The 18526-nt window shown below is 68.9% G+C and carries 20 protein-coding genes and 1 tRNA gene; 7 read left to right on the top strand and 14 right to left on the bottom strand.

All coding sequences use genetic code 11. The features are described 5' to 3' along the window. The first annotated feature begins 48 nt into the window (after nt 1–48). The gene (locus IO20_RS0116080) at nt 49–678 is read left to right on the top strand and encodes an HNH endonuclease (protein ID WP_030554714.1); all 630 of its coding nucleotides are present in this window, start codon (nt 49–51) and stop codon (nt 676–678) included. 845 nt (nt 679–1523) lie between these two features. Further along, a tRNA-Leu gene (locus tag IO20_RS0116070) sits at nt 1524–1599 on the top strand. A 49-nt stretch (nt 1600–1648) separates the two neighbouring features. On the opposite strand, the gene IO20_RS0116065 is transcribed toward IO20_RS0116070, so the two are convergent. The 4 genes from IO20_RS0116065 to IO20_RS0116050 all read right to left on the bottom strand — a co-directional run bounded on the left by IO20_RS0116065 (nt 1649) and on the right by IO20_RS0116050 (nt 3897). Next, nucleotides 1649–2251, bottom strand: coding sequence for an XTP/dITP diphosphatase (locus IO20_RS0116065; RefSeq protein WP_030554713.1), 603 nt, complete (start codon nt 2249–2251; stop codon nt 1649–1651). A gap of 26 nt (nt 2252–2277) precedes the next feature. Next, the gene (locus IO20_RS0116060) at nt 2278–2634 is read right to left on the bottom strand and encodes a hypothetical protein (protein ID WP_030222217.1); all 357 of its coding nucleotides are present in this window, start codon (nt 2632–2634) and stop codon (nt 2278–2280) included. 128 nt (nt 2635–2762) lie between these two features. Next, nucleotides 2763–3494 carry a ribonuclease PH gene (rph, locus tag IO20_RS0116055; RefSeq protein ID WP_030554710.1) on the bottom strand — a complete coding sequence of 244 codons (732 nt, stop codon included), beginning with the start codon at nt 3492–3494 and terminating at the stop codon, nt 2763–2765. A 91-nt stretch (nt 3495–3585) separates the two neighbouring features. Further along, nucleotides 3586–3897 (bottom strand): PTS sugar transporter subunit IIB, encoded by a 312-nt coding sequence (locus IO20_RS0116050; RefSeq protein WP_281181634.1) that lies wholly within the window; start codon nt 3895–3897, stop codon nt 3586–3588. Nucleotides 3898–4066: 169 nt separating this feature from the next. Here IO20_RS0116050 and IO20_RS0116045 point away from each other — a divergent pair, with 169 nt between their 5' ends. Together IO20_RS0116045 and IO20_RS0116040 are read left to right on the top strand one after the other, a co-directional pair. After that, on the top strand, nt 4067–5368 hold the full coding sequence (locus IO20_RS0116045; RefSeq protein ID WP_030554708.1) for a PTS transporter subunit EIIC: 1302 nt from the start codon (nt 4067–4069) through the stop codon (nt 5366–5368). Nucleotides 5369–5668: 300 nt separating this feature from the next. Continuing rightward, nucleotides 5669–6934 carry a PTS transporter subunit EIIC gene (locus IO20_RS0116040; protein ID WP_030554706.1) on the top strand — a complete coding sequence of 422 codons (1266 nt, stop codon included), beginning with the start codon at nt 5669–5671 and terminating at the stop codon, nt 6932–6934. Between the two features lie 59 nt (nt 6935–6993). Here the strand turns inward: IO20_RS0116040 and IO20_RS0116035 are convergent, their stop codons facing one another. After that, nucleotides 6994–7746, bottom strand: a complete 753-nt coding sequence (locus IO20_RS0116035; RefSeq protein ID WP_030554704.1) for an MBL fold metallo-hydrolase — start codon at nt 7744–7746, stop codon at nt 6994–6996. 214 nt (nt 7747–7960) lie between these two features. Between IO20_RS0116035 and IO20_RS0116030 the strand changes: the two genes are divergently transcribed. Continuing rightward, entirely contained in the window at nt 7961–8449 is a 489-nt protein-coding gene (locus IO20_RS0116030; protein ID WP_030554703.1) for a type II toxin-antitoxin system PemK/MazF family toxin, read from the top strand. A gap of 205 nt (nt 8450–8654) precedes the next feature. Here IO20_RS0116030 and IO20_RS0116025 read toward each other — a convergent pair whose 3' ends face one another. The 7 genes from IO20_RS0116025 to clpS all read right to left on the bottom strand — a co-directional run bounded on the left by IO20_RS0116025 (nt 8655) and on the right by clpS (nt 13458). Next, on the bottom strand, nt 8655–9605 hold the full coding sequence (locus IO20_RS0116025) for a PLP-dependent cysteine synthase family protein (RefSeq protein ID WP_030222242.1): 951 nt from the start codon (nt 9603–9605) through the stop codon (nt 8655–8657). Between the two features lie 5 nt (nt 9606–9610). Beyond that, nucleotides 9611–9889, bottom strand: a complete 279-nt coding sequence (locus IO20_RS0116020; RefSeq protein ID WP_030554700.1) for a MoaD/ThiS family protein — start codon at nt 9887–9889, stop codon at nt 9611–9613. Nucleotides 9890–10063: 174 nt separating this feature from the next. Beyond that, nucleotides 10064–10165, bottom strand: a complete 102-nt coding sequence (locus IO20_RS42175; RefSeq protein WP_321184766.1) for a putative leader peptide — start codon at nt 10163–10165, stop codon at nt 10064–10066. A 116-nt stretch (nt 10166–10281) separates the two neighbouring features. Beyond that, nucleotides 10282–10719, bottom strand: a complete 438-nt coding sequence (locus IO20_RS0116010; protein ID WP_030554698.1) for a M67 family metallopeptidase — start codon at nt 10717–10719, stop codon at nt 10282–10284. A gap of 100 nt (nt 10720–10819) precedes the next feature. Next, on the bottom strand, nt 10820–12247 hold the full coding sequence (locus tag IO20_RS0116005; RefSeq protein WP_030554696.1) for an amino acid permease: 1428 nt from the start codon (nt 12245–12247) through the stop codon (nt 10820–10822). 321 nt (nt 12248–12568) lie between these two features. Continuing rightward, entirely contained in the window at nt 12569–13153 is a 585-nt protein-coding gene (locus IO20_RS0116000) for a DUF2017 domain-containing protein (RefSeq protein WP_030554690.1), read from the bottom strand. Beyond that, nucleotides 13153–13458, bottom strand: a complete 306-nt coding sequence (clpS, locus tag IO20_RS0115995; RefSeq protein WP_030222252.1) for an ATP-dependent Clp protease adapter ClpS — start codon at nt 13456–13458, stop codon at nt 13153–13155. Before clpS ends, IO20_RS0116000 begins: the two co-directional genes overlap by 1 nt. 111 nt (nt 13459–13569) lie before the next feature. Here clpS and IO20_RS0115990 point away from each other — a divergent pair, with 111 nt between their 5' ends. Beyond that, nucleotides 13570–14898, top strand: coding sequence for a nicotinate phosphoribosyltransferase (locus tag IO20_RS0115990; RefSeq protein ID WP_030554688.1), 1329 nt, complete (start codon nt 13570–13572; stop codon nt 14896–14898). A gap of 111 nt (nt 14899–15009) precedes the next feature. Next, nucleotides 15010–15609 carry a nicotinamidase gene (locus IO20_RS0115985; protein ID WP_030554686.1) on the top strand — a complete coding sequence of 200 codons (600 nt, stop codon included), beginning with the start codon at nt 15010–15012 and terminating at the stop codon, nt 15607–15609. 3 nt (nt 15610–15612) lie between these two features. Here IO20_RS0115985 and IO20_RS0115980 read toward each other — a convergent pair whose 3' ends face one another. Beyond that, nucleotides 15613–15924 carry a hypothetical protein gene (locus IO20_RS0115980; protein ID WP_030222259.1) on the bottom strand — a complete coding sequence of 104 codons (312 nt, stop codon included), beginning with the start codon at nt 15922–15924 and terminating at the stop codon, nt 15613–15615. A 122-nt stretch (nt 15925–16046) separates the two neighbouring features. Then, nucleotides 16047–18506, bottom strand: coding sequence for an immune inhibitor A domain-containing protein (locus tag IO20_RS0115975; RefSeq protein ID WP_030554683.1), 2460 nt, complete (start codon nt 18504–18506; stop codon nt 16047–16049). Nucleotides 18507–18526: the final 20 nt, after the last annotated feature.

Here is an 18526-nt window from a genome sequence, read left to right as displayed (position 1 = left end):
TTAGTCCGTACGGGCTGCGAACGGGCGGCCGGAGCGGAGGGGCACGGCATGGCGGAGAGTCCGTACACGCGAGAGCGTCTCGCCGAGGCGGCGGCATCGTCGCGGACGCTGTCGGAGGCGCTGGGGAAGCTGGGGGTGGATCCGAAGAGCGGGTCGCGGAGGTACATCCGAGACCGCATGAGGAAGCTGGGGGTCGACACGGCGCACTTCGAACGGGAGGGGGCGAAGTGGACGCGGGAGATCCTCGTGGAGGCGGTAGCCGCCTCCGCGAGCGTCCAAGACGTTCTGCGCCGCTTGGGTATCGATGCCGTCGGTGGCCACCACACGCACATCAGCCGCCGCCTCGCAGTGCTGGGTATCGACACGTCACACTTCACGGCCACGCATCGAGGGCGCACGAGAACTTCACGCGGAGCCGCACTGCGATTGCGTGGACCGGAGGACGGCCGGATTCCGGGTCAACGCCTTCGGCGCCACCTTCTCCTCCTGGGAGTCGAGGAACGCTGCGCGGAGTGCGGCACAGGGCAGGAGTGGAACGGCAGGCCGTTGCAGCTCGAGGTGGACCACATCAACGCAGAGTGGTGGGACAACCGACCGGAGAACCTCCGGTTCCTGTGTCCCAACTGTCACGCCGCGACCGACACGTACCGAGGCCGGAAGCGCAGGACCAAAGCATGACCACACAGAACTACACCCACGACCTACTGGCCCGCACCGCCGCGAGGTCAAGCAGCATGATCGACCTGATGCGCAGGCTGGGAACGCCACTGGCCGGTGGACCGCGTGGCTACCTGAACAGAAGGCTCAAGCACTACGGCATCGACACATCACACTTCCAGGAGGAGAGCCTGCCCGTACGCCCGCGCCGCACGTTCGCGCGGCAAGCGTTGGCGGAGGCAGCGGCCCACTCGCACAGCATCCGGGAGATCATCGAGTACATGGGGTACTCCCCGCGAGACTGCTCTTACGGGCACATCCGGAAGAAGCTTGATCAGTTCGACATCGACACGTCGCACTTCCTCCACGGCCGCAGATATGGAGCCGAAGTCCCCTCATACGACGACTTGGTACGTGCGGTGGCATGCTCGCGAAGTGTCGCAGGCGTCCTGAGGCAGCTCGGCATGCCCAACGGCGGAGCAGCTCGCAGTCGAGTGAAGCGGGGCATAGCTGCCTACGGCATCTCCTGCGAGCACTTCGTAGGGCAGGCCCACCAACGAGGCATCCCCGCCCAGAGCCGCAAGTCAGCTGCCGAAATGCTCGTCCGCCTGGAGCCAGGTGCCCCTCGGACCAAGACCGCACAACTGCGTCGTGCGCTGGACGAGCTGGGTGTTCCAAACATCTGCGAAGCGTGCGGCGTCGGCGACACCTGGCGAGGCAGACGACTCGTTCTCGAGATCGATCACGCCAACGGCGATCGTCTCGACAACCGCGCCGTGAACTTGCGGTACCTATGCCCGTCCTGCCATAGCCAGACTGGCACCTTCTCGAATCGGCGTGGCGGAGCACAGTACAGTGGGCGCCGCGGGTCCGTACCCCAGCTGGCCAAGAGGGCGCCGGTTTAGGTCCGGTGTGTCGTGGGTTCGAGTCCCACCGGGCCCACGCGAAAGGGCGCGCCCCGACAGGGGTGCGCCCTTCGTCATACCGCCCCTCAGCCCAGCAGTTCCCTCACCACCGGGGCCAGGGCCCTGAAGGCCTTGCCTCGGTGGCTGATCGCGTTCTTTTCCTGTGGGGTCAGTTCCGCGCAGGTCACCTCGTGGTCCGCCGGCTGGAGGATCGGGTCGTAGCCGAAGCCGTTCGTGCCGGTCGGGGTGTGGCGGAGGGTGCCCTCCAGGCGGCCTTCGACGACGCGTTCCGTGCCGTCCGGGAGGGCCAGGGCCGCCGCGCAAGCGAAGTGGGCGCCTCGGTGCTCGTCCGCGATGTCGGACAGCTGGGCCAGGAGCAGGTTCAGGTTCGCGCGGTCGTCGCCGTGCGTGCCCGCCCAGCGGGCCGAGAAGATGCCGGGGGCGCCGTTGAGGACGTCGACGCAGAGGCCCGAGTCGTCGGCCACGGCCGGCAGGCCGGTCGCCTGGGCCAGGGCGTGGGCTTTGAGGAGGGCGTTCTCGGCGAACGTGACGCCGGTTTCCTTGACGTCGGGGATCTCCGGGAACGCGTCCGCGCCGACGAGTTCCAGGTCGAGACCTGCGTCGGCGAGGATCGCGTGGAGTTCGGTGATCTTGCCCGCGTTGCGGGTGGCGAGGACTAGACGGGTCATGTCCTCGATTATCCGGGGTGGCCCGGTCAGCCCGGCGTGCAGACCTTCGCCACCTCGCCCGCCGCGTCGGTGATCGGCTGGATGTCCGGCGTCGTGTCACCGTTCTTCACGGCCGTACGGACGGACTCGACGCCCTTCGTGAGGTCGTCCACCGCCTTCGCGAGGTCCGCGTTGTCCGTCGTGTTCTTGAGGTTGCCGAGTTCCGTGGAGATCGAGTTGAGGGACTCCTCGATCTGCGTGACGTCGTTCGAGGCGTTGGAGACGGCCTGCTGGAGCTTGTCGACCGACGTGGCTATCGCGTCGGCGGTCTTGACGCAGTCCATTGCGGTGTCGAGGGCGGCGCAGCCGCTCAGGACGGTGGTGAGTGCGGCGGCCGTGGCCATGGCGAGTGCGAGACGGCGCTTCAAGGCGGGTCCTCCCCCAGATGTGTGCGGACGAACGACGGACGGGCGCACGGAGCCTATCCGTACTCCCGCCCGTCAGGACGCCGTGGGGAGGAAGCGGGTTGCGACTACAGCGTTCCTTCGAGGGCCTTGCGCTGGATCTCGGCGAGGTCGGCGCAGCCGCCGGACGCGAGGTCGAGGAGGGCGTTGAGCTCCTTGCGGTCGAAGGGCTCGGCCTCGGCGGTGCCCTGGACCTCGACGAAACGGCCGTCGCCGGTGCAGACGACGTTCATGTCGGTGTCGGCGCGGACGTCCTCCTCGTAGCAGAGGTCGAGGAGGGGGACTCCGTCGACGATGCCGACGGAGACGGCGGCGACGGTGCCGGTGAGGGGCTTGCGGCCGGCCTTGACCAGCTTCTTGCCCTGGGCCCAGGCCACCGCGTCGGCGAGAGCCACGTACGCGCCGGTGATGGCGGCGGTGCGGGTGCCGCCGTCGGCCTGGAGGACGTCGCAGTCGAGGACGATGGTGTTCTCGCCGAGGGCCTTGTAGTCGATGACGGCGCGCAGCGAGCGGCCGATGAGGCGGGAGATCTCGTGGGTGCGGCCGCCGATCTTGCCGCGGACGGATTCGCGGTCGCCGCGGGTGTTGGTGGCGCGGGGCAGCATGGAGTACTCGCCGGTGACCCAGCCTTCGCCGGTGCCCTTGCGCCAGCGTGGGACGCCTTCGGTGACGGAGGCGGTGCAGAAGACCTTGGTGTCGCCGAAGGAGATGAGGACGGAGCCCTCGGCGTGCTTGCTCCATCCTCGGTCGATGGTGACGGGGCGGAGCTGTTCGGGGGTACGGCCGTCGATTCGAGACATGGGTCGAGCCTAGCGGGACATGGGGAAGGGCCCGTTCCCCTGCCGGAACGGGCCCTGCGCCGATGTGGCTTCAGCCGACGGGGTCAGCTGCTCACATCATGTCTTCGATGTCGGCGGCGATCGGGTCGGCGTCGGTGCCGATGACGACCTGGATCGCGGTGCCCATCTTCACGACGCCGTGGGCGCCGGCGGCCTTGAGCGCGGCTTCGTCGACCAGACTGGCGTCCACGACCTCGGTGCGCAGGCGGGTGATGCAGCCCTCGACCTCTTCGATGTTGTCGATGCCGCCGAGCCCGGCGACGATCTTCTCAGCCTTGCTGGCCATGTGTCTCTCCCTGTCCGTTCCGTTCGCGTCCGTTCGCGCTGACGCGAATCTCGGCGCACCTCTGGTCCGCTTTGTCACGGTAACCCACGGTTGGCCCAACTTCGCGAGCGAGTGCCGCCGTTCTGCCGAATGATGACGATCACCGGCGGCCTGTCCTCAGCGGGCTCCCGGGAGCCTATCGCAACTGGTCTACACCAGTGTGCAACACGACGCGGACCCCGGGTTGTTCCGGGCAGGGAGGACGCCGATGAGTACGGACAGCGCCGCGGCCGCGCCGGGGAAGAAGTCCTGGGGGGCCGGACTCTTCCAGGGCCTGCAGAAGATGGGCCGGAGTCTTCAGCTGCCCATCGCCGTCCTGCCGGCCGCGGGCATCATCAACCGGCTCGGGCAGCCGGACGTCTTCGGCGCGGAGGGTCTCGGCTGGGACAACGTCGCCGCGGTGATGGCGGGCGCGGGCGGCGCGCTGCTCGACGGCAACCTCGGCCTGCCCCTGCTGTTCTGCATCGGTGTCGCCATCGGCATGGCGAAGAAGTCGGACGGTTCGACCGCGCTGGCGGCCGTGGTCGGCTTCCTCGTCTACTACACGGTCCTGCGCCAGTTCCCCAAGGACTGCCCGGCGGGGACGAAGGACATCAACGGCGGCTGCCTCGCCGTCGACGACTCCTTCGCCGCTTACACGTACCAGAATCCCGGTGTCTTCGGCGGCATCGTCATGGGGCTGCTCACCGCGTACCTGTGGCAGCGGTACCACCGGACGAAGCTGGTCGACTGGCTGGGCTTCTTCAACGGCCGCCGCCTTGTCCCCATCATCATGACGTTCGTGGCGATCGCCTTCGCCTCGCTCTGCCTGTGGATCTGGCCGCCGATCGGTGAGGGCCTGGAGAACTTCAGCGACTGGCTGGTCGGACTCGGCGCGTGGGGTTCGGGCATCTTCGGTCTGGCGAACCGGGCGCTGCTCGTCATCGGCCTGCACCAGTTCCTGAACGTGCCGATCTGGTTCCAGTTCGGCACGTACGAGAAGCCGGACGGTACGACGGTCCATGGCGACATCCCCATGTTCCTCGCGGGCGATCCGAACGCCGGCCAGTTCCTGACGGGCTTCTTCCCGATCATGATGTTCGCGCTTCCGGCGGCCGCGCTGGCGATCACCCACTGCGCCAAGCCGCACCGGCGCAAGGTGGTCGGCGGCATGATGCTGTCGGTCGCGCTGACCTCGTTCGTCACCGGCATCACCGAGCCGATCGAGTACTCGTTCCTCTTCATCGCCCCGCTGCTCTACGCGATCCACGCCGTGCTCACGGGTGTGTCGATGGCCGTGACCTGGGCGCTCGGCGTGAAGGACGGCTTCAGCTTCTCCGCGGGCCTGATCGACTACGTGATCAACTGGAACCTGGCGACGAAACCGTGGCTGATCATTCCCATCGGTCTCGGCTTCGCGGTCGTGTACTACGCGATCTTCCGGTTCGCGATCACGAAGTTCAATCTCCCGACGCCCGGCCGCGAGCCGGAGGAGGTCGAGGAGGAGATGGAGCGGGACAACGTCAAGTGACCCCCCGCGCACCCTTCGTCGCCTGACCGTTTCGGGGCCTTGGTCCCTGCGCAAGACCCCCGCGTAAGGCCCTTGAAAGGCCCCTGGACCTGACGGTCCGGGGGCCTTATGTCGTTCATTTCCAGCTATGGCTGAGCGCACAGAATTCGCAGGTTCCTTATCTAAGTCTCACGTGCTACAACTGGTCTACACCACTCATTGGTGTAGACCACGCGGTCCAGACCACCGCGTTCCACGAGACGTCGCCGTCCCCCCTTTTCACTGTCCTCTGGCGGCGCCTTGCCTTACTGGAGGAAGTTGATGAGTACGGCCACCGCCCAGGCCGCCGCTCCCGCGAAGAAGCGCGGATCCGGCCTGTTCCAGGGCCTGCAGAAGGTCGGTCGCAGCCTGCAGCTGCCGATCGCCGTGCTGCCGGCCGCGGGTATCTTGCTCCGTCTCGGCCAGCCCGACGTGTTCGGTGCCGAAGGCCTCGGCTGGGACAAGGTCGCCTCCGTCTTCGCCACCGCAGGCGGCGCGGTCTTCGACAACCTGCCCCTGCTCTTCTGCATCGGTGTCGCCATCGGCTTCGCCAAGAAGGCGGACGGCTCCACCGCCCTGGCCGCGCTCGTCGGCTTCCTGGTCTACAGCAACGTGCTGAAGGCCTTCCCCGTCGCCGACGCCGTCATCAACACGACGGCCAACAAGGGCGTCGACGTCGCCGCGAAGTACAACAACCCCGGTGTCCTCGGCGGCATCCTGATGGGTCTCATCGCGGCCGTCCTGTGGCAGAAGTTCCACCGGACCAAGCTCGTCGACTGGCTCGGCTTCTTCAACGGCCGCCGTCTCGTCCCGATCATCATGGCCTTCGTCGGCACCCTCGTCGGCGTCGTCTTCGGCCTGGTGTGGGAGCCCATCGGTGAGGGCATCTCCAACTTCGGCGAGTGGATGACCGGCCTCGGCGCCGGTGGCGCCGGCCTCTTCGGTCTCATCAACCGCGCGCTGATCCCGGTCGGCATGCACCAGTTCGTGAACACCGTCTCCTGGTTCCAGATCGGTGACTTCACCAACGCCGCCGGCGAGGTCGTCCACGGTGACCTCAACCGCTTCTTCGCCGGTGACCCGAGCGCCGGAATCTTCATGTCGGGCTTCTTCCCGATCATGATGTTCGGCCTGCCGGCCGCCGCCATCGCCATCGCCCACGCCGCTCGCCCCGAGCGCCGCAAGGCCGTGATGGGCATGATGGTCTCCCTCGCGCTGACCTCCTTCGTCACCGGCATCACGGAGCCGATCGAGTTCACCTTCATGTTCATCGCGCCGGTCCTGTACGCCATCCACGCGGTCCTGACCGCCGTGTCCATGGCCGTCACCTGGGCGTTCGGTGTCCACGCGGGCTTCACCTTCTCCGCGGGCGGCATCGACTACCTGCTGAACTGGAACCTCGCGACCAAGCCGTGGCTGATCATCCCGATCGGTCTCGTCTTCGCGGCGATCTACTACGTGGTCTTCCGCTTCGCGATCACCAAGTTCAACCTCCCGACGCCGGGCCGCGAGTCCGACGAGGAGCTCGAGGACCTCACCAAGGCGTGAGCCTCACCCGCACATGAGAAAGGCCCCGGAACCGTACGGTCCCGGGGCCTTTCCCGTGTTCAGATCTCGTAGACCGCGCCCGGTCTCGCCAGCTCCGCGGGCCCCGCGTACACCGCGCGCGCGTCCGCCAGGTTCCGTTCGCCGTCGGTCCACGGCGGGATGTGGGTGAGGACCAGCCGGCCCACCGACGAGCGGGCGGCCTCCGCCCCCGCCTCCCGGCCGTTGAGGTGGAGCTCCGGGACGTCCTCCTTGCCGTGGGTGAAGGAGGCCTCGCAGAGGAAGAGGTCGGTGCCCTCGGCGAGCGTGTGCAGCGCCTCGCAGACCCCGGTGTCCCCGGAGTACGTGAGCGACCGGCCGCCGTGCTCGATCCGGATGGCGTACGCCTCCACCGGGTGGGACACCTTCTCCGTACGGACGGAGAACGGGCCGATCTCGAAGGCGCCCGGTTTCAGCGTGTGGAAGTCGAAGACCTCGCTCATCGAACTGGGGGAGGGGGTGTCCGCGTACGCCGTGGTCAGCCGCTGTTCGGCGCCCTCCGGGGCGTAGACGGGGATCGCGTCGCAGCGTCCGCCCTCGTGCCGGTAGTAGCGGGCGACGAAGTACCCGCACATGTCGATGCAGTGGTCCGCGTGCAGATGGCTGAGGAAGATCGCGTCGAGGTCGTACAGACCGATGTGTCGCTGCAGCTCTCCCAGGGCGCCGTTGCCCATGTCGAGGAGCAGCCGGAAGCCGTCGGCCTCGACGAGGTAGCTCGAACAGGCCGAGTCCGCAGATGGGAACGACCCGGAGCAGCCGACGACGGTGAGCTTCATGGAGCGTGAACCTCCGTGGACGGATCCGTTGACGGATACGAAAGCGCGCTGTGGAAGGGGGAGGCTGAGCGGTCTGTCGAGCGTAAGGCGCACCAGGGCCTGTCGCTCCTTCGTGGTGGCCCGTTGTGGGCGAACTCACGGGCTCTGTCACCGGTTCGGATGGATGGCGGGCCGTTGCGGCGGAGCGACGCGCGCGCCGGTACCGTCTTGAGGTATGGACACGTCGTGGTGGCCCGCGCTGGTCGCGGTCGTGGTGATCGCGCTGGTCGTGGCGCTCGCCGACGGATGGAAGCGTTCGAAGCGGCGGCCCGCGCCCCCGTCGGCGCGTCGGCCCTCGGGGCGGACGCGTCCTCCCGGCCGGCCGCCGCGGAAGGCTCCGCCGCGTCCGGGGCGGGGGCCTAAGGAGTCCGAGATCTGGTGGGCGGACGTGCCGTTCGAGGACGGCCCGGGGTCGAAGGACAGGCCCTGCCTGGTGCTCGCGGTACGGGGGGACATGGCGCTGGTCGCCAAGATCACCAGCAAGTACCACGACGAGCGGCCGGGGGTGATCGCGCTGCCGCCGGGGACGGTGGGCGACGCGCAGGGGCGGCCGAGCTTCCTGGAGACGGACGAGCTGCGGGAGGTGCCGGTCTCCGGCTTCCGGCGGAGGGCGGGGACGGCGGACCCGGTCGTGTGGGACCAGGTCCGCCATCTGGCGCGGTAGCGCGGGTTACGGGGCCGGGTTGCGGGAGCTTTTCGCGGCGCCGGCCCCTGGGCGCGGGTCCGGGCCGACGAGAGCCCAGGCCCGGCAGTGGGCGCCGTCCCGTGCGCCCACCCGTCCCTCCCCCGAGGACTTCGTCCGGGGGGGACCCCCATGCGGGACGATTGCCCACACCGCTGGGGGCTAGCCCCCAGCGGGGGCCGGACGGCTATGCCCAGAGTTGGCCCTGGACCGCTTCGATTGCTTCCTCTGTCGTCTTGGCCGTGTAGAGGCCCGTCGACAGGTACTTCCAGCCGCCGTCGGCGACGACGAACGCGATGTCCGCGCTCTCGCCGGCCTTGACCGCCTTGTTGCCGACGCCGATGGCCGCGTGCAGGGCCGCGCCGGTGGACACGCCCGCGAAGATGCCCTCCTGCTGGAGGAGGTCGCGGGTGCGGGTGACCGCGTCGGCCGAGCCGACGGAGAAGCGGGTGGTGAGGACGGAGGCGTCGTACAGCTCCGGTACGAAGCCCTCGTCGAGGTTCCGGAGGCCGTAGACGAGGTCGTCGTAGCGTGGTTCGGCGGCGACGATCTTGACGTCGGGCTTGTGCTCGCGCAGGTAGCGGCCGACGCCCATGAGGGTGCCCGTCGTGCCGAGGCCGGCCACGAAGTGGGTGATCGAGGGCAGGTCGGCGAGGATCTCGGGGCCCGTGGTGGCGTAGTGGGCGCCCGCGTTGTGCGGGTTGCCGTACTGGTAGAGCATCACCCAGGTCGGGTTCTCGGCCGCGAGTTCCTTGGCGACGCGTACCGCCGTGTTCGAGCCGCCGGCCGCGGGGGACGAGATGATCTCGGCGCCCCACATGGCGAGCAGCTGGCGGCGCTCCTCGCTGGTGTTCTCGGGCATGACGCAGACGATGCGGTAGCCCTTGAGCTTGGCGGCCATGGCGAGGGAGATGCCGGTGTTGCCGCTGGTCGGCTCCAGGATGGTGCAGCCGGGGGTGAGCCGGCCGTCCTTCTCGGCCTGCTCGATCATGTGGAGCGCGGGGCGGTCCTTGACCGAGCCGGTCGGGTTGCGGTCCTCCAGCTTCGCCCAGATGCGGACGTCGTCCGAGGGCGAGAGCCGGGGGAGGCGGACCAGCGGCGTGTTGCCGACCGCCGCCAGCGAGGAGTCGTAGCGCATGTGGATCAGACCATGCCGCCGGCGACGGCCGGCAGGATCGTGACGTTGTCGCCGTCGCTGAGCTTGGTGTCGATGCCGTCGAGGAAGCGGACGTCCTCGTCGTTGAGGTAGACGTTGACGAAGCGGCGGAGCTTGTCGCCGTCGACGATGCGGGCCTCGATGCCGGCGTGGCGGGACTCCAGGTCGGCCAGGAGCTGGGCGATGGTCTCGCCGTTGCCCTGGACGGCCTTCTCGCCGTCGGTGTAGGTGCGGAGGATGGTCGGGATGCGGACCTCGATGGCCATGGACGTGGGCTCCTGTCGGAAGTGGCGTGGTGGCGCGGGTGGCGTGGTGCACGGGTGACGTGGTGGGCGCGTGGCTGGCCCCCGCGGGAGGGGGGTCGTGCTCGGAGGTGCGCTCGGGCCGGTCTCGCTCAGAGCGCGGCGCGGGATGTACAGGTCACGTACGGATCGCGCGGATCAGGTACAGATCGCGCTGGCGAGGCGGCACAGATCGACGTGCAGGCGTGCCACGAGCAGCATGCTGCTCGGCGTCTCTTCGCTCACGTCGTGGGAAACCATGGGCTCATCGTATCGATTCCCGGTCCGGGTTTCGGAATGTGATCTCACATGGTGAACGGTTCCTGCCCGCCTGCCGGACACCTGTCGGGCGGGACCACGGATGACCTCGGGTGTTCTCAGACCGCTTCGGTCTCGTAGGCCTCCACGACCTTCACTTCCTCCTCCGTCACGACGCCGTCGACGATGGTGTAGGAGCGGAACTGGAAGGGGCCCGCGCCGTCGCTGTCGGCGGTGGAGACCAGGACGTAGTGGGCCTGGGGCTCGTTCGCGTACGAGATGTCGGTGCGGGAGGGGTAGGCCTCGGTCGCGGTGTGCGAGTGGTAGACGATGACGGGCTCCTCGTCCCGGTCGTCCATCTCTCGGTAGAGCTTGAGCAGATCCGCGGAGTCGAACTCGTAGAACGTGGGCGAGCGGGCGGCGTTCAGCATCGGGATGAACCGCTCCGGGCGTCCGGTGCCCACGGGGCCCGCGACCACGCCGCAGGCCTCGTCCGGGTGGTCCGCGCGGGAGTGTTCCACGATCTGGTCGTACAGGGCCTGGGTGATGGTCAGCATGCCGACAGGATAAGCAGACGGGCCATCCCGTACCGAGGAGTGGTACGGGATGGCCCGGATGCTGGACAGCTGTGCCTTGCGGCGGTGTTTGCGAGCGTGTTTACGAGCGCTTGGCGAAGGCCGCGCCCTCGGGGTTGCGGGCCTTCAGGACCAGGTAGGAGACGCCCAGGATGAGGCCCCAGACCGGTGCCGCGTAGAGGGCGGTACGGGCTCCCTCGTCGATGCCCATCATGACGATGACCATGCCGATGAAGAGGAGCGCGAACCAGCTGGTGTACGGGGCTCCCGGGGCCTTGAAGGTCGACTCGGGGAGCTCGCCGCGGTTCGCCTTGGCGCGGTAGCGGATCTGGCAGACCAGGATCATGATCCAGGCCCACATGCCGGAGATGGTGGCGAAGGAGACCACGTACTCGAAGGCCTTGCCGGGGGCGACGTAGTTGATCCAGACGCCGACGAGCATCAGCGAGGCCGAGAAGGTCAGGCCGAGGAGCGGGGTGCCGCTCTTGGTGAGCCTGGTGAAGATCTTCGGGCCCTGGCCGTTGAGCGCGAGGTCGCGCAGCATGCGGCCGGTGGAGTACATGCCCGAGTTGCAGGAGGAGAGGGCGGCGGTCAGCACCACGAAGTTGACGATGGCGGCGCCGACGCCGAGGCCCATCTTCTCGAAGGCGGCGACGAACGGGGAGACGCCCGGCTGGAACTCGGTCCACGGGACGACCGACAGGATCATGATCAGCGCGCCGACGTAGAAGACGGCGATGCGCCACGGGACGGTGTTGATGGCCTTGGGCAGGACCGTCTTCGGGTCCTTGGACTCGCCGGCGGTGACGCCCACCAGCTCCACGGCGAGGAAGGCGAACATGACGATCTGCAGGGTCATCAGCGTGTTGCCGATGCCGGTGGGGAAGAAGCCGCCCTGGTCCCACAGGTGGGTGACGGAGGCGGTGTCGCCGGCGTCGGAGAAGCCGATGGTGAGGATGCCGGCGCAGATCAGGATCATGCCGATGATGGCGGTGACCTTGACCATGGAGAACCAGAACTCCAGCTCACCGAAGAGCTTCACGGAGATCAGGTTGGCGCCGTAGAGGATGACGGTGAAGACCAGCGCCGAGATCCACTGCGGGATGTCCCACCAGTACGTCATGTAGGTGGCGGCGGCGGTGACTTCGGTGATGCCGGTGACGACCCAGAAGAGCCAGTACGTCCAGCCGGTCACGAAGCCCCAGAAGGGGCCGACGAATTCGCGCGCGTACTCGGCGAAGGAGCCGGACACGGGGCGGTACATGAGCAGTTCGCCCAGGGCCCGCATGATGAAGAAGATGACCAGGCCCGCGATGGCGTACGCGAGGATCAGGCTGGGGCCGGCCTTGGCGATGGCCTTGCCCGCGCCAAGGAAGAGGCCGGTGCCGATGGCGCCGCCGATCGCGATCATCTGGATCTGCCGGGCGCCGAGGCCACGCTGGTAGCCCTCGCCGCCGTCCACGGCCCCGTCGGTGCCGTCGTGCTGCTTGTCGACCTGCACAGAGGTCATGGTGGTGCGCCTTTCTCCATGCTGATCCGCGCGACTGCGAGTGCGTCGGCCGCGGATCAGATCCTGATCCCCCCGGATGTGGATGGAGTGCCACCGGCGGTCAGCCGGTCCAAGCGCCCTCGGGGACAGGGGTGGCGTCCCCGAGCGGTCGTGAAGATTTATCACGGTGCGGTACGCGATCGAGGGAGTCGCGTGTGGCGCGGGCCACAGAAAACGGCGGACAAAAGGGATTCAACACGGCGAAGCGGACGCTCTGATAACGCATTCGTTATCCGGATTTGAGCGTCCGCTGAGCGAACACCAGGGGGTCGCCCGGTGTCGTTACGACATCAGGGTCTCGACGAGGGACTCCTGGAGCGCTCCCAGCCAGAGGTACGCCATCACCATCGGCTTGCGGGGGTCGGAGTCCGGCAGCCGGTACAGCTGCTCGCTCTCCTCGTCGTCGGTGACCTCGAGACGGGTCCCGATGGTCAGCCGGAGGTCGTTGAGCGCGCCGAGCCAGGCCCGGGACTCGTCCGGGGTCAGCTTCAGGACGGCGCCGCCCTCGCTCGCCGCGTCCGCGGAGAGCCCGTCCAGGGCGCGCACCACCAGGAGGGCGTCCTCGCGCTTGCGGGCCCGCAGGTCGTTCTCGGTGTAGCGGCGGAAGTCGGAGGCGGCCGCCCGCAGCTCCTCGCTGTCGTCCCCGTACGCGTCGGGGAAGAGGCGCTTGAGCGCGGGGTCGGACGGCGGCTTGCTCGGGCCCTCGGCGAAGAGCGCGGCCAGCGGGTCGGCGTCCTTCGCGGGCTCGTCGCCCGGCCCGATCAGCTCCATGAGCTGGACGGCGAGGGAGCGGAGGATGGAGATCTCGACGTCGTCGAGGGCGACCGCGGCACCACCGCCGGGCAGGACCTCGAAATGGCCGGCCATCAGCCGCGGTCCTGGGTGAGGGTCGCCCAGAGGCCGTAGCCGTGCATCGCCTGCACGTCCCGCTCCATCTCCTCGCGGGTGCCGCTGGAGACCACCGCGCGGCCCTTGTGGTGCACGTCGAGCATCAGTTTGTGCGCCTTGTCCTTGGAGTATCCGAAGTACGCCTGGAAGACGTAGGTCACGTAGCTCATCAGGTTCACCGGATCGTTGTGCACGAGGGTCACCCAGGGCACATCCGGTTCGACGACCGCGGAGACCTCCTCGGCCGACTCGGTACGTTCGATCTCAATAGGCGCGACGCTCACTCACCCCATGCTGCCACTCCAGGGGGCCCGTCGCACAAACGGGTCGGGCCTTCCGGGCGCGTACGGCCTAGAAATCGTCAGAGTGACGATTTCTGCGCTAGCATCGCTGACATGAACGCTGCGGACCTTGGGCTGCCGGTGGACGTGCCGTCGACCGCGCTCTTCACCGATCAGTACGAGCTGACCATGCTCCAGGCGGCCCTGCGGGCCGGCACCGCCGACCGGCGCTCCGTCTTCGAGGTCTTCACCCGGAGACTGCCCGAGGGGCGGCGCTACGGCGTCCTCGCGGGCGTCGGCCGGGTCCTCGACGCCGTCGAGAACTTCCGCTTCGACCCCGCCGTCCTGGGCTTCCTGCGCGAGCGCGGCATCGTCGACGAGCCGACCCTCGAATGGCTGGCGCGCTACCGCTTCTCCGGCGACATCTGGGGGTACCCCGAGGGCGAGGTGTACTTCCCCGGCTCCCCCGTGCTGCGCGTCGAGGGCTCCTTCGCCGAGTGCGTGCTCCTGGAGACCGTGATCCTCTCGATCCTCAACCACGACTCGGCCATCGCCGCCGCCGCCTCCCGCATGTCGGCCGCGGCCGGCGGGCGCCGGCTGATCGAGATGGGCGCCCGGCGCACCCACGAGCTGGCGGCCGTCGCGGCCTCCCGCGCCGCGTACGTCGGCGGCTTCGAGGCCACCTCGGACCTCGCGGCCGGCTTCCGCTACGGCATCCCGACCGTCGGCACCTCCGCCCACGCCTTCACCCTCCTCCACGACAGCGAGCGGGACGCCTTCCGGGCCCAGGTCGAGACCCTCGGCCGCGGTACGACCCTGCTCGTCGACACCTACGACGTGACCGAGGCCGTCCGTACCGCCGTGGAGGTGGCGGGGCCCGAGCTCGGCGCCGTCCGCATCGACTCGGGCGACCTGCTGCTCGTCGCCCACCGGGTGCGGGCGCAGCTCGACGAGCTGGGCGCGCGGGACACCAGGATCGTCGTCACCTCGGACCTCGACGAGTACGCCATCGCCTCGCTCGCGGCGGCCCCGGTCGACGCGTACGGGGTCGGCACGCAGCTGGTCACGGGCAGCGGCCACCCGACCTGCTCCATGGTCTACAAGCTGGTGGCGCGGGCGGCCTCGGCCGACCTCAAGGCGCCGCTCGTGCCGGTGGCCAAGAAGTCCATGGGCGGCAAGGCCTCGGTCGGCGGGCGCAAGTGGGCGGCGCGCCGGCCCGACGCGCACGGGATCGCGGAGGCGGAGGTCGTGGGCACCGGGCCGGTGCCGCCGGAGCTGGCCGACCACCAGCTGCTGGTGGAGCTGGTCAAGGGCGGCGACGTGGTGGCCAGGGAGCCGCTCGAAGCCGCCAGGTCCCGGCACATCGCGGCCCGAGGCGGGCTGCCGATGTCGGCCATCCAGCTCTCGCGGGGCGAGCCGGTGCTGCCGACGGAGTACATGTAGGGCCTGACCCGGACGACAGGCCCCAGGCTCCGGTCGACGCCCCCTCCCGGTGGGGAAGGGAAGTCTCTAGGCTCGAACCCACCCCTTCCCGACCCGCTAAGGACACCCGCCATGCACCGCGCATTGATCGTTGTGGACGTTCAGAACGACTTCTGCGAGGGCGGCAGCCTCGCGGTGACCGGCGGCGCGGACGTCGCCGCCGCCATCACCGACCTGGTCGGCCAGACGGCGGGCACGTCCTACCGGCACGTGGTCGCGACCCGCGACCACCATGTCGACCCGGGCGCGCACTTCGCCCCGGCGGGCGAGGAGCCGGACTACGTCACCTCCTGGCCGGTGCACTGCGTGGCCGGTACGGAGGGGGTGGGCTTCCATCCGAACTTCGCCCCCGCCGTCGCCAGCGGGGCGATCGACGCCGTCTTCGACAAGGGCGCCTACGAAGCGGCGTACAGCGGCTTCGAGGGGCGTGACGAGAACGGGCGGACGCTCGGGGAGTGGCTGCGGGCGCGGGACGTCACCGAGGTCGACGTGGTGGGCATCGCCACCGACCACTGCGTCCGGGCGACGGCCCTGGACGCGGCCCGAGAGGGCTTCCGCACCCATGTGCTGCTCGACCTGACGGCGGGCGTCGCGAAGGAGACGACGGACCGGGCCCTGGAGGAGCTGCGGGCTGCGGGCGTGGAGCTGACGGGCCGGCCGGCGGTCCCGTAGGGCCTACGCCGCGGGTTCCCTGGGGAGGGACCGTACGGGGTGCCAGAGCTCCTGGGCGGCGCCGGGGGTGGATTTCCACAGCAGGCCGTCCGGGTGGTGCAGGACGGCCGTGATCTCGTCCGGGGTGGGCGGTTCGCTGTTGCCGCGGAGGTAGACGGCCCGCAGTCCGAGGTTCCGCAGCCTGGTCAGGGCGCGGGCGCGGTTCGCGGCGTGGACCAGGAAGCGGACGGTGGCGCCGTCGCGGGCCGGGCTGGGCAGCCCTATGGCGACGACCACGCTGCCTCCGGGCAACTTGCAGAACCCTCCGTTGGGCATGCGGAACCACTCCCCCGTGGATCGAATGTCAATAAGAAAAGCGTCAGACGCACCTAAACACGATCGGCCGCCGCCCGCTAGAGGGCGACGGCCGATCATGCTTTGACCTGCGGTTTTACCGATTACTTGGTGGAGGGACCCACGCGGACCGTGATCGTCTGGCCGTTGAGCGGCTCCTTGACGACCTCGATCTTGGTGTTGGTGTCAGTTACCTGGACACCGGCGCGCTGGGTCTCCGGGTACCAGTAGGTGCCCTTGCGGTCGTCGAAGACCGGGTTGCCCGGCTGCGAGTTCACCCACGCCGGGACGTCGGCCTTGTGGAGCAGGAGGCCGTCGGTCCGGTAGGTGCCGAAGGTGGAGTCGTACGCCTGGACGCGGTTGCGCATCAGGGTGCCGTCCGTGAACTTCAGCGGGGTGGCGTGCGCGTCGACCGGCAGGATCAGGCCCTTGCCCGGGTGGACGGCGGTGTTGTTGTCCTTCTGGGAGAGGTCCCACTTCCAGATGAGCAGACCGTTCTGGTACGGGTAGTGCTCGACCCAGCTGGACTTCTCACCCGTGAAACCGAAGTTGTACGGGCCGACCTTGAGGGTGGCGTCGTACGAGACGTACTGGCGGTTCTCCGCGATGTAGTACTGCTCGTACTCCTTGGTGAAGCCCTTGCCCACCCGCGAGAAGCCCTTCGCGACCCAGCCGTTGTCACCGTTCTCGGCGTTGTCCGAGAAGAGGGCGGCACCGTCGGCGGTCAGGGTGATGGCGTCGGCGGTGAAGCCCTTGCCGCCCGCGCCGCCGTCCGTCTGGTAGCGGAAGCGGAGGTCGAACTTCTTGCCCGCGTAGGCGTCGAGGCCGTAGACGAGCTTCTTGTGGGTGCCGGAGACGTCGGTCAGCGCCGGGGCGCCGCTGGCGTCGCGCGGGAGCGCCTTGCCGTCGGCGGTGCCGTCGAGAGCCGTCCAGTTGGCGCCGCCGTCGGTCGACACCTCGGTGTAGAGGTAGTCGTAGTCGAGCTCGATGTCGTACCAGCCCTGGAGCTCCAGGGAGGCGGACGTCTTGCCCGTCAGGTCGACGGAGCGGGTCAGGGTGTTCTTGAGGTCGTCACCCATGTTGCTCCACCACTGGGTGGCACCCTCGGCGGGGGCCACGACATCGGTGGTGACGGCCTTCTTCGGCAGCTCGACGAGGAGCGCCTGCGGGTTGTCGGTGTTGTACGCCGCGACACCCAGCTTGTGCGTGGACTTCCACGCGCGGGCCTCGTCGGCCACCTTGGTGTAGTTGAGCCAGCCGAGCTGCAGCTTGTCCCAGGCGTTCATGTCGCCGGGCAGGTCGCCGATGGCGTCCTTGCCGCGGCCGAGCCAGGAGCCGGACGACATGAGCGACCAGAAGCCGGTCGAGTTCTCGGCGCCCTTGAGGCCCGAGGTGTCGTACAGGTCCGGGAGGCCGAGGTCGTGGCCGTACTCGTGCGCGAAGACGCCGAGGCCGCCGTTCTCGGGCTGCATCGTGTAGTCGCCGACCCAGATGCCGGAGTCGCCGATCTGCGTGCCGCCGGCCTTGTTGTTGGCCGGGCCGGTCTTGCCGGCGTTGGTGCCGTACGCGTACCAGCGGTGGGCCCACAGGGCGTCGCCGCCCTGGGCGCCGCCGCCCGCCGACTCGTCCTCGCCCGCGTGGACGATCTGGAAGTGGTCGATGTAGCCGTCGGGCTCGTTGAAGTTGCCGTCGGCGTCGAAGTCGTACCGGTCCCAGAGGTCGTACTGGGCCATGTCGGCCTTGATCTGGGCGTCGGTGCGGCCCTTGGCCTTCTGGTCGGCGACGAAGGCGGTGACGCCGTCGCGGACCGCGTCCCACACGTTGGCGCAGTTGCTGTTGCCGCAGTAGTTCGAGCCGTAACGGGCCTCGTTGTACTCGACCTTGACCCAGTCGGAGACGCCGCCGTCGACCGAGTACCGGCCGGACGAGGTCTTCTCGTAGTAGGTCTTCAGCGACTGCTTGGGCTGTCCCTTGGCGTCCTTGCCGGTGCCGAAGTACAGGTCCTGGAAGTGCTTCTGGTCGTAGTCCGCCTGCCAGGCCGTGGAGTTGTCCTTGGCACGGTCGGGCTGGGCTATCTGGTTGTGCAGCGGGCCGGGCGTGCCGCCGAACTTCGGCTTCAGCTCGGCCGTGTCGTCGTCGGCCCGGTCGACCAGGGTGGTGTTGTCCACCTTGTCGCCGAACTCGACCAGGATCGTGAAGATCTTGTCGGTCTTCTCGCGGCCGAGCTCGACGTACTTCTTGTCGTCGAGCTTGACGACCTGAGAGCCACCGCGGCGCTCGACCTTGGCGTCGCCGTTCAGCACCTGCTCCAGGGCGGCCTTGCGCTGCTGCGCCTGCTGCTCGCTGAAGGGGCCTTCGAGGTCGTGGTCGACGGCCGTCTTGTCGACGCCGTGGCCGTGGCCGTCGCCGGCGCCGGGCGCCGGGTCGTGGCGGACGTCGGCCGCCGACGGCGCGCTGCCGTGGTTGTCGGCCCATGCGGTGGTGAAGGTCGAGGCGGTGGCGGCGGTGGCCGCGAGCGCTACGACGACTGCGGACGCTCTGATCGCCCGTCGTCTGTTGGTCACTTGAAGTTGTCCTCCCCGGC

It is taken from the genome of Streptomyces exfoliatus (assembly GCF_000725545.1).
GTDB lineage: Bacteria > Actinomycetota > Actinomycetes > Streptomycetales > Streptomycetaceae > Streptomyces > Streptomyces exfoliatus.
The sequence above is the reverse complement of the archived record's forward strand: the minus strand, read 5'-3'. Positions and strand labels throughout refer to the sequence as shown.